Source organism: Flavobacterium sp. H4147 (assembly GCF_029360735.1).
Lineage (GTDB): Bacteria > Bacteroidota > Bacteroidia > Flavobacteriales > Flavobacteriaceae > Flavobacterium > Flavobacterium endoglycinae.
This window is the reverse complement of record NZ_JARKNB010000004.1, coordinates 578,041-590,103: the sequence shown is the minus strand read 5'-3', so window position 1 is coordinate 590,103 and position 12,063 is coordinate 578,041. Positions and strand designations below refer to the sequence as shown.

Annotated in this window: 6 protein-coding genes; all 6 read right to left on the bottom strand. The window is 34.7% G+C overall.

Annotation, left to right across the window (positions count from 1 at the left end):
* Window positions 1–213: 213 nt before the first annotated feature.
* Window positions 214–2,280, bottom strand: a complete 2,067-nt coding sequence (locus P2W75_RS19955) for a beta-N-acetylhexosaminidase (protein ID WP_276381811.1) — start codon at window positions 2,278–2,280, stop codon at window positions 214–216.
* Between the two features lie 157 nt (window positions 2,281–2,437).
* Window positions 2,438–4,378: a glucosamine-6-phosphate deaminase gene (gene nagB / locus P2W75_RS19950; RefSeq protein WP_207295461.1), complete on the bottom strand. Its 1,941-nt coding sequence runs from the start codon at window positions 4,376–4,378 to the stop codon at window positions 2,438–2,440.
* 108 nt (window positions 4,379–4,486) lie between these two features.
* Window positions 4,487–6,067, bottom strand: a complete 1,581-nt coding sequence (locus tag P2W75_RS19945) for a RagB/SusD family nutrient uptake outer membrane protein (RefSeq protein WP_276381810.1) — start codon at window positions 6,065–6,067, stop codon at window positions 4,487–4,489.
* 10 nt (window positions 6,068–6,077) lie between these two features.
* Complete coding sequence (locus P2W75_RS19940; RefSeq protein ID WP_207295459.1) at window positions 6,078–9,110, bottom strand: SusC/RagA family TonB-linked outer membrane protein; 3,033 nt, start codon at window positions 9,108–9,110, stop codon at window positions 6,078–6,080.
* A gap of 328 nt (window positions 9,111–9,438) precedes the next feature.
* A complete protein-coding gene (locus P2W75_RS19935) occupies window positions 9,439–10,461 on the bottom strand; it encodes a glycosyl hydrolase family 18 protein (RefSeq protein ID WP_276381809.1) in 1,023 nt (340 codons plus the stop codon).
* 71 nt (window positions 10,462–10,532) lie between these two features.
* Window positions 10,533–12,056: a SusD/RagB family nutrient-binding outer membrane lipoprotein gene (locus P2W75_RS19930; RefSeq protein ID WP_207295457.1), complete on the bottom strand. Its 1,524-nt coding sequence runs from the start codon at window positions 12,054–12,056 to the stop codon at window positions 10,533–10,535.
* Window positions 12,057–12,063: the final 7 nt, after the last annotated feature.

The window sequence follows — 12,063 nt, the reverse complement described above, 5'->3', positions numbered from 1 at the left end:
ACTCTCGTTTGTCATGTTTTGTGGAATTCTTTTTATTTGGTTTTTAAGGGTTAATAAATTATTTCAAGGGCTTATATTTTTCGTTTTGATTTTTTGTTGAGTGTTTTTCGTTTTTTTGAAATCTAGCCATAACTATCTCTACTGCAGAATACAGTAGAGATAATTAAAGACTAAATCAATGGATAACTACTAAACACTAACTCAACCAAAATTCTAAATTAGTTTCTTTAAACTTTCATAAACTGATAATTCTACGTCAGCATGATCTTTTGTATTGCATTGTTCAATCAGGTTTTTTAAATCAGCTGTTTTCAAAGTTGATTTGTTTTCTAAAACCAGTAATAATTCGTGCGATGCATCACTTAATTTTTTTGACAAAGGCAGAATTGGCTGCACTAATGGAGCATTGGCTCCTAAATCAATCAATTCTTTATGAAGAGCAATCCATTTATTAAAAAATGCTGCCACTTTTGCTTTGTTTTCTGGTGTTTTGTTTGCTAAATACTGATTTACTGCTTCATTAAAAGCAAGTGAATCTTTGGCATCTGGCGTACAAGCATCTGCAAAAAGGGTAAATGGTGAATACATTTGGTATTCTGTACCTCCTTTATTTCTTGTATATCCTTTTAATGGTTCACATACATTTGTAAATTCATTTAGTGAACTTATGTTTTGGTTATTAGCAATATTTCTAAGAATTACATCTTTATTTTTAAGGTGTGTAAGACCTAATTCTTCTAGTCTAAACGAAACATTATCCAAACGTTTACGCATACTTGCTAAATCGGTAATGTTTTCTGCTGACCAAAGTCTTTCTGCAATTGCCGCTGTTCTTGGCCAAATTCTAGAATCAATAGTTTCTGGCGTAGTTAGTTCTGTCCACATTGTGGCTTCACCGCCTAAAATTCTAGCTTTTTCCTCAGCAGATAAATCGGCACCTTTCGGCATTGGATCATTTAAATAATGACTTGCTACGGGATACATTAAATCAATATAATAACCATTTGAAAGAACTGTTTTATAACCTTTTTTTACAGCATCAACTAACGATTGGCCAGCGGCAACTCCTTCGTTTGGTCCTCTCCATGAATGTACAATCGCTTCTCTTGAAAGGTCTTTGGTTAAAATTTCTTCCCATCCCATTAACTGTTTTCCATGTTTTTTAAGCATTGGTGCCAGCTGCATGGTAAAATAAGTTTGTAATTCGTGGTTGGTTTTTAAATTATGTTTCTTTTTGAATTCTTGAATTTTTGGGTTGGCATCCCAGTCTTTCCCTTCATTTTCATCACCCCCAATGTGAAAATAAGCTCCAGGAAATAATGGGCATACCTCATCAAAAAGTTCACTTAAAATTTTATACGTTTTAGGATTTGAAGGATCTAATGTTGGTGAAAAAATCCCAGCATTTCTTTCAATTCCATAGGTACTGATTGCGGTACCTTCAATATTTTTTTCGGCTGTTCCTCCAGTCAGTGTAATCACTTTGCTTCCTATTTCTGGGTAAGCCGTAAGTATTGCCGATCCATGACCTGGAACATCTATTTCTGGAACTATTAAAATACCGCGCTCATCGGCATATTTTACGATATTTCTAATTTCTTCCTGTGTGTAATACAATCCATCCGAAGCGAGTTCTATTAACTTTGGATGTTTTTTGGTTTCTATTCTCCATCCTTGATCATCCACTAAATGCCAATGAAAAACGTTCATTTTCATGGCTGCTAATCCATCTAAATTTCTTTTGATGACATCAACTGGCTGAAAGTGTCTTGAAGCATCAATCATTAAACCTCTCCAAGTAAATCTTGGAAAATCTGAAATTTTAGAAACTGGAAAGTAAAATGATTTACTGTCATTTTGCAGCAACTGCAACAAAGTTTCTAATGCATGCAGAGCACCTAAATCGCTGGTGGCATTAATTGTTATTTTATTTTTCTGGATATCTAAATGATAACTTTCGTCTTCATATAGACCTATCTTTCCGTTTTTATCGCAGTTTATTTGTAATTCTGCATTAGGGAATTCGTTTAATTTTGTAATAAAACCTTGTTCGAAAAAAATACCTGTCCTACCATCCAACCGGCGCAGAAAACGAGTTACCCCACCAAAAATTCTTGGGTTTGGATTTCCAGAAATGTTTACTCTAAAGTTTTTAGTTACAGTAAAATTCCCTTCGTTTACAACAACATTTTGAGGCCATGGCATTAAATTTAGCTGCTCTTTTTGAACTTGAGCACTGGCAGTTACACCCGCTAATAGTAGTACAAATAAATATTTCATTCTTCTTTTTTTTGGCTGGACACTTCAAAGAGTATCCTTGTAAATTAGATAAAAAACAAAACTCAGAAAGACTTCAGTTTACCTCACTACTTGTTCTGAGGTCGATCTGAATTTTGCAGTTTGATTCGCTCTCACCCGAATCGGTTTTAAAACAACTTTAATAATCAAAACGTTTAAAAGCTTCAATAGCTTCATATTCAGCCAATCCTAATTCATCGTATAAAATGGCTGTATTTTTATTTCGGTCTTCTGCCCTAACCCAGAATTCTCGAGAATCATTTCCTTGAAACATAACCCTGTCTTTTTGAGACTGATGGTATAAAATAGCGTGGCGTTTCAATAATACTTCTGATGGAGAAAGCGGCACTGCCATATCGATTTCATGTATATCCCACTCATGCCAAGCTCCTCTATAAAGCCATAACCAGCAGTCATCCATATATTTTTCTGGTTTTAATTCCTTCATTGCTGCAAAAATGGCATTTAAGCAAACTTCATGAGTTCCGTGCGGATCAGCCAAATCACCAGCTGCGAAAACTTGATGCGGTTTGATTCTGGCAATAATTTCTTTTACAATTGCAATATCTTCTGGCCCAAGCGGATTCTTTTTAACTTGTCCGGTTTCATAAAACGGAAGGTCTAAAAAGTGTGTATTTTCATCTTTTAATCCGATATATCTTGTTGCAGCATACGATTCTCTTCTTCTGATTAATCCTTTTAATTTTCGAACTTCAAGAGAATCGATTTGATTTTCTGATTTGTTATTCAAAAACTCAATTACTGATTTGAAGTTGATGTCCTTTGGCAGATCTGCGCCTACAAAATCATTACATACTTCAGCAAATTTTAAAGCTTCGTCATCAGTAACGGCAATATTTCCAGAGGTTTGATATACAACATGTACATCGTGGCCTTGTTTTATCAATTTTGAAAAAGTTCCTCCCATCGAAATCACGTCATCATCTGGATGCGGACTGAAAAGAATCACTCGTTTTTTAGCAGGATTAGCTCTTTCAGGTCGATGCGAATCATCTGTATTTGGTTTTCCGCCCGGCCATCCAGTAATAGTGTGCTGCAGGATATTAAACATATTGATGTTCATATCGTAGGCAGAACCTTCCTGTGCCAGTAAATCAGACATTCCGTTGTTGTTGTAATCACGGTCTGTCAATTTTAAAATAGATTGTTTGGTTTTCTGGCAAAGCCAAACAATTGCTTTACTTTTTAATTCTTGTGTCCATATACATTCTCCAACAAGCCATGGTGTTTTAAAACGTGTTAGCTCTGATGCGGCTGACTGGTCCAAAACGAAAGTTGCGTTTGGATGATTTTGTAAAAAGGTAGCAGGTACTTCAGAGCTAATATCACCTTGAATAGTTCTTTTGATGATATCGGCTTTGTTTTGCCCCCAAGCCATTAATACAATTCTCTTAGATCTCATAATGGTAGAAACTCCCATGGTAATGGCACGTTTTGGAACGTTATCAATACCATTAAAATCAGAAGAAGCGTCGACTCTCGTAATATGATCCAGAGTAATAATTCTTGTTCCAGAATTGATGTGAGATCCCGGTTCGTTAAATCCAACGTGACCCGTACGACCAATTCCTAATAACTGAAAATCAAGTCCACCGGCTTGTTTAATATTCATTTCATAGTCGATGCAATACTGATTCAATTCTTCAATTGAAACTGTACCATCAGGAATATTAATATTTTCAGGGTTAATGTCAATATGATTAAAGAGATGCTGATGCATGAAATAATGATAGCTTTGATTATTCTCTTTATTCATTGGATAATATTCATCCAGATTAAAAGTGATTACATTGCTAAAACTTAGTCCTTCTTCTCTGTGCATTCTAACTAACTCCTCGTATACTTTTATAGGAGAAGATCCTGTTGCTAAACCAAGCACGCAAGATTTATTTTTTTCCTGCTTAGATCTAATTAATTGAGCGATTTCCTGCGCAACAATTACCGAAGCTTCAGCAGAACTCTTGAAGATTTCGTTGTGAATTTTTTCAAATCTTGTTTCTTCAAATTTACCGGCGCTCTTATAGCTGATATCAGGTTTTATTTCTAAGGCACTTTTCATTTTTTTCTTTTTTTGGTATGTACAATTTTGGTTTTTGAAATGGCGCAAGCAATTTTCATACTTGCACCATTTTCTAACCAAACTTAAAATCTGTAATCTATTTTATTTTTAGAAGTTAGGAGCATTTACATCCCACCAAACTCTTGTTCCACCATTATCAGGTCCGCCAAGTTTTGATACTCCAGAAGCAACACCACCAGAGTTACCTGCTTTTTCAGATTGAACATAGTTAATTCTTCTTACACCATACTGAGTTGTAATTGATCCTCCACTATAATTTTTAAGCACTGGGAATAATTTAGGATATCCAGTTCTTCTGTATTCAGACCATGCTTCTTGTCCTTCAGGGAAACCTGCAATCCATTTTTGAGTGATAATTTTTTGTAATTTAACCTCATTTGTAGCAAGATCGTCCCAAGCAACAGTAATATTGTTTACTGCAAGTGAATTGTTTACTGGGAAGTTTGGATCTACATAGGCTTTTGGTAATTTTACATTATCTGCGATATATGCTGCGGCTCCTGCAGCTCCGTGCTGTTCGAAAGAAGCTGTAATTCCTTTTTTGTATAAAGATTCAGCATTGTCTCCCATATTCCATCCTCTTAATGCTCCTTCAGCTCTTAAGAAATAAGCTTCTGCAGTAGTCATTAAAATAACTTCTTTTGATCTAATAAGTGCTCCAAGTCCAGAAAAATCTTGGTGATCTGACTTAGCAGCGATATCGATACCAGTACGAACTCCTTTATACTGTCCAGGGAATTGAGTTGAAACATCAAAATAAGATTCGATTCTTGGATCTTGATATCCTCCTAAAATTGATTCCATATCAGCCGACATTCTAATGTCTAACCATGCGCCACTAATGGTTGCAAGTGGGTTTGTATAAACTGGAGATACGATTTTAAATAAATCAGCATTTGTTGTGAAAACTCCAAATTTATGCGCCACGGCTTTTTCAGCTTGCGTTTTTGCTAGTGCCGGATTCTTTTTTACAATACGCATTGCTAATCTTAAACGTAATGTGTTTGCAAATTTTACCCAAGCTTTATAATCTCCTTTGTAGTTAGATAAATCCGTTGATGTAAAGCTTGAAGCTTCTCCGGCATCGACTCTTTTTGTTAATTCTGCAACAGCAAAATCTAACTCACTAAACATTTGGTTGTATACTTCTTCTTGAGAATCGTATTCAATTGTTGATTCAGTTGATCCAAATTTAGAATAAATGATTGGTCCAAAAGTATCTGTCAATCTGTGCATTCCTTCAACTTTTAAAATCAATGAAAGAGCGTAAAACTGATCGTACTTCCCTTTTGATTTTTGTGCAATATCGTAAGCATTAAACATTACGTTACTGTATGCATAATCCCAGATAAATCCATTCCATCCATCAACTAATGAATAAGTGGTATTGTTAATTCCTCCAGCAAAACCTGTTGGAGTTGCCATGTAACCAGACCAGATATCACTGTTTAAGTTTTGCTGTAACTGGTAAACCCATTCTGGAGTGTATACATAAATGTTGTTAAACATTGGAGCAAAACCTCCTTTAATATGATTGAAGTCTTGTTCAAATAGTTCAGGTGTAATACCATTAGGATTGGTATTAATATCTTCAAAATCACCTGTACACCCAACTGCTGCGAGTAATGATATACAGATAGCTGTTCTTTTAATAGTATTTAATTTCATGTTTTTAAAATTAGAATGTTACATTTAAATTAAGCCCGATACTTCTTGTAGATGGTAATCCATAAATATCAACACCTTGTAATCCTTCGCCTGTACTTAATGCAATGTTTGGGTCAAACGGAGCATCTTTATAGATAAAGAATAGGTTTCTAGCTATTAAAGAAACGCTTGCCGTTTTAATAAATGGTAATTTTTTAGCATTGAAATTATATCCGATAGAAACTTCTCTCACACTTACATTTGTTGCATCATATACATACTCACCAGTAATACCTGCTCTACCACCCACTTGAGTATAATATAATTGAGCATCCATTGTAGAAACTGCAGTTCCGTCACTAGCTCTCACCGCATTTACTTTTACACCACCTGCATTTCTTGCATCTCCAGTAGCTCTAGACACCCCGAAAGAGTCATTTTGTGCTTCAGTTAAACTCATTACTTCTCCTCCAAAACGACCATCGATTAATACGTTAGCGAAGAATGAACCAATTTTAAATGAGTTAGAAAAACCTAACATGAAATCTGGATTAGAGTTTCCAACTTCTTGGAAATCTGTTTTCTGGATAGTTCCGTCATCGTTTAACAACATTCTGCCTTGAGCATCTTTTTTGATGTTGATACCTTCAATAACCCCAAACGGTCTACCTTCAATTAATGCATATCTGTAACTGTTTACACCTGCTTCTGTTAAGTTTACTCTTCCTCCTAATTCTGTTGGAATTTCTTTTACTTTATTTTTGTTTTGTGAGAAGTTTACGCTTGAATCCCAAGAGAATTTATCTCCTCTAAAAATTCCCGCAGTAACAACTGCTTCAAAACCTTTGTTTTCGATACTTCCTGCATTGATTCCGTAGAAATCTACTCCTAATGCATTTCCTTTTGGAGCAACAACTTGTAAATATTGGTTTTTAGTTTCTGAATTGTAGTATGATAACTCAAAAGTGAATCTGTTATTGAACATTCTCCACTCTGTACCAAGTTCATACTCTGATTTTAATTCAGGCTTTAATGTAGTTCCTTCTTTTGGAGCCACTTTTGGTTTTGGATCCGTTACTCCTGGAGTATAGTAGTAAGTTGGAACTGTTACGAAAGGATAAATATCATTACCTACTTCAGCATATGTAGCACGAACTTTACCATAGTTAATAAAATCAGGTAACTTAGTCATTTCACTAATGATAGCTGTTACCCCAACAGATGGATAAAAATAACTTGCAGAACCTGTATTTGCTAAAGTTGATGACCAGTCATTTCTTGCCGCAAGATCTAAGAATAACATGTCTTTGTATCCAAATGTTGTAGCTGCAAATACTGACTGTACTTCTTTTCTTGAATCAATTGTCTGGTAGTTTCCAGAATTGTTGTTGAAGTTTTGTAATGTAAACCAGTTAGCATATTTTAAACCTCCTCCAATTCCAGAATCAAGAATTGTTTTTTGATTTCCTAAAGTGTTATTAATACTGGTACCAACATTGGCATTAAAACTAAAGTTGTCACCAAATTTTGTGTTAATTGTAGCAATTAAATCTCCATAACGTTGTGTACTTAAAGCATTTTCTACATAATATCTACCATTTTCGTGAGAAATTGTTCCTTGTGTAGTAGCATAGATTTTTTTGTCAAAAGCACTTTCAATTCTATTATAACTATATCTGGCAGCGATACTTAACCAATTGTTCGCTTTATAAGTTAATGATAATGCTCCGTTGAAGAAATTATTATCATCTTCAGATTTATTTCTGTTGATTCCCCAATATGGATTCTGCATAATATCTCTATTAGTCATCCAGTTTTGAGCCATTAAATTTCTGTTAGCATTAAAAACTTCAAAATTGTTTTTATAGTAGTTGAAATCGTTTCCTCTTGGCATTAAATAAACACCTGTTAAAGGGTTAAAGTAGAAACCGTTAACTGGTTTGTTTATGATAGTTTGTGTAGTATAGTTTGCGTTTGCAGCAAAATTTAATTTATCATCAAAGAATTTTGCTGTCTGACGAATACCAAAGTTATTTTTCTTAATACTGTTTCCAGGCATTACTCCTGAACCAGATGTGTTTGCGTATGTAAATGCTGTAGAAGAATTTTCAGCTGCAGTTGAATAACCTACTGAAGTAATTTGAGTATTACCTGTTTCGAAAAAGTCTTTTACGTGATCTTTTGTTTTTTGCTTAGCTCCCCAGCTTTCATCAGCCCCAGTCGCAGCAACATAATCAGATTGGAATTTTGGTAAATAAGCAGCTGTTTCGAAAGTAGTTACAGATGATGCTGTAATTGTTGGCTGACCTGCTTTTGCTTTTTTAGAAGATAATAAGATAACTCCGTTTGCTCCTTGGCTTCCGTAAAGAACAGATGCTGCAGCACCTTTTAAAACTGTCATTCCTTCGTAATCATCTGGGTTTATTAATGAAACAACATCACCACCATCACGGTTACCAGTAGAAGTACTACCAAAAGAATCGTTTGGTTGTCCAGAAGTACCGTTATACAATGGAATACCGTCGATTACATACAAAGGCTGATTATTAGAAACTGAAGAGTTACCTCTAATTACAACTTTTGTAGATCCTCCTGTACCGCTTGAACTTTTAGTTACAGCAACACCGGCAATTTTACCTGCTATTGTATTAATAACGTTTACATCTCTAACTCTGGTTAACTCTTCTCCTTTAAGCTCCTGAGCCGCATAAGTCAAAGATTTTCTTGTTTTCTTAATACCCAGAGAAGTAACTACTACTTCGTTAAGAGCATTTGAAGCTGCTTGTTGCATTTTTACATTAATTGTAGCAGCATCTCCTACAACTATTGATTGTGTTTCAAGACCTACATAACTAAAAACTAATGTCTGGCCTTTTTGTGCTTCAATAGAGTACAATCCGTCAAAATCTGTCGTAGCTCCCTTTTGACCTCCCTGCACAGCAACAGACGCCCCTGGTAATGGCATCCCATCAGCATCTGTAATCACACCTTTGATACTTTTTACTTGTGCAAGCGTAACTTGCGCCGTAAAAGCAATCATAAAGATTAAGAAAATTTTTTTCATGTTTATTTATTTTGTTAGTTATGAGGTAAAATTATTCTTAAGGGATTGTTAAAAAAAATATATTATACAAACTGCATCATATTTTAAACGAACGACATAAAACATTCAATAATCCGTTACGCGAAAACGTTTTCCATTCTATAAAAAGCATCATTTTATCTATTTGTAACAAATTATATCAATGTTTAAGGTTTTTTATTGATAATTTTTAAATAAAAATAAAAAGCTATAAATCTGGGTTTTATAAAATTAAAAAGCATTTTCGTCTTTTAATTTGTTAATATTAAAAGATGAAAATGCTTCTGTTTTTAAATAATTTTAAGAAATTTTAATTACCGCACAATCCTGATGTTTTTGTTTTTAATGCTGTATATTTTTTGTGAACAACATCTAAGAGAGAATATTCAGTAAATGAATCTTGGGTAAGTTCCCATATCATTATTCCTCCCGTATTTTCAGAAGCATATTCAACTTTCCGAGCAATTGTAGGTCTACCATTATAATACAACTTACCTAATTCGTCCTGATCTGCTAATTGTGTTCCTGCGACAACTATGTCTCCGTATGTTGAACTTGTAACAGGCGTAAATGTAAAATTGTATCCATAAAAGGGAACACCAAGTGTTAGTTTTTCTGAAGGTACACTTTGAAGTTTGTGCCAAAATTCGATACCATTTTTTGCAAAATCAAACGAACTATGCTGCTCCACTTTGTTTGGACTCCAAGGTCCAGTGCTGTCATAAGCCATAATGTTTAAAAAGTCAAAAGCATTAAGAGCCGAGTTGCTTATGTTTACAAATCGGGTATTATTGGGTAATGCAGCCGTTAACAGCTTATTTATTGGAAGAGCTTTTCGCAATTCGGTTACAAAACCGCTGTAGCCTGTTGTAACAGCATCCCATTCGAGATCAACATCAACACCGTCTAATTTGTGAATTTCGGTAAACTGAATAATATGCTGAATAAAAGCGGGTCTGTTTTCTGATTTATCAATTAGTGCCGACCAATTTGCAACTTGCTCTTGCGATATAACTCCGCCTGCCAGAGAAATACAAATTTTAATATTAGGATTCACTGATTTTGCGTATTGAATCACAGCATCAATATTTCCGTTGAAAATCAAATTTCCGTCTTTATCCGGATTTGCAAAAGCAATATTTAAGTGTGTCAATTTACAATATTCAATAGAGGTCATTTTGTCAAAACTATCCGATGATAAATAACCAACAACTCTTGCTGTTTTTGTTTTTGATTCTTCTGGATTATCATCTTTTTGAGTTGTACAACTGTAAACTGAAAAAAGAGAACTGATATAAAAAAGGATGCCTAATAAGGCTTTATTTTTTATCATAATTTTTTAAATTTTAATTAGAATGAAAATAGCACCTTATTAGGCATAACTCTATATTTTTTTAGGATTTTTTAATTGGCATCCCACCAAACTTTATTCAACCAATCATTTTTACCTCCCATTCTTGATAAAGCTTCTAAATAATTTGCTTCATTTTTCTGCATTTCATCATTAGGATAATACAAACGTTTTGGTGTAATTCCTCCTGTTTCAGAATCTGGATTTGTAATTGGAATCAACACAGGGAATCCTGTTCTTCTCCAGTTTGAATACGCTTCAATACTGTTAAAGATATAAGTAATCCATAATTGTGTTGCAATTTGTTTTTTCTCTTGTCCTGCAACCAAAGGTTTAGCATTTAAATACGTGTCAATAGCAGCTTGAGTTGCTGGTGTTGCTCCGTAAATCTCTAATTGCTTAATACCTGCTTCAACTCCTTTTCTGTAATAATCTGCTGCTGAACCTGAAACCCATCCTCTAAATGCCGCTTCTGCAAGCAGTAATTGTGTTTCTGAATAACTTACATGTAAAAATGGTGTTGTTTTTTGTTTGAAATACGATTGGATTCCAGAAGTCGAACTTGCTCCCATTGGAACTTCCCACTGAAAAAGTCCTGGTTTTACGCCTTCATAAGGTGTTTCTCCCGGCTGTAATGGCGCTCCCCAAGCAAGACTGCTGGTTGTTTTTGGAGTTGCATACATTGGTAATCTAGGATCTCCGTTATCTCTTAAAAAGTCAATAACCAAAGTACTAAAATGATCTCCATTTTCATTTCCTACAAGTGCATAAGCTAATCCATTTCCTCTAAAATCGATTGATGCTGGATCATCATTAAAAGTAGCATCTAAATGGTGCATTATACAGTTGTCATCGTTACTTGCAAAAACACCTGCTTGTAAAGCTGCTTTCACTTGTTTTTCTGCTTCTGCTGGTTTTACCTCAGAAAGTCTCATACCTAAACGTAAGCGTAATGTATTGGCTAATTTTTTCCATTTAGAAATATCTCCTTTGTAGAATAAATCACCTTTTACAGAGCCACCATTCGGATTTAATTGATTATAAGCTTCTTCTAAATCATGAAAAAATGAAGCATAAATATCTTCTTGTTTATCATATTTAGGAGTTACAATTCCTTTTGAAAAACCTAAACCAGCTTCAGAGTAAGGAATATCTCCATACAAATCCGTAATACGGTGCGCCACCATTACTCTCATAATTTTAGCAACGGCATTCATGTTGACAGCTGCTGGATCGCCATTTGTTTTTTCAAGAATATCAACCACGTTTTTTAATTCGTTTTGATACCCATTTCTCCAAAGAGCGGTTGCATATCCATCGTCTTTTTTGAATTTGCTTCCAAATTCAGTTACGTTCCAAGCACCTGCATAATGCTGCACAAAGCCTCCTGAATAAATTAAATTGGCTCTCCATTGGTAAAATCCATCACCCGACATACATAATTGGGTGAAGGTAAGCTGCCCAGCTGGATTTGCTGACAACGCAACCGGATCTTTCTCCAGTTCTTCAAAATTATCGGTACAGCCTACTGCAATAAACAATGTGAGTACGGCTATAATTATTTGATTAAATTTCATAATTTCT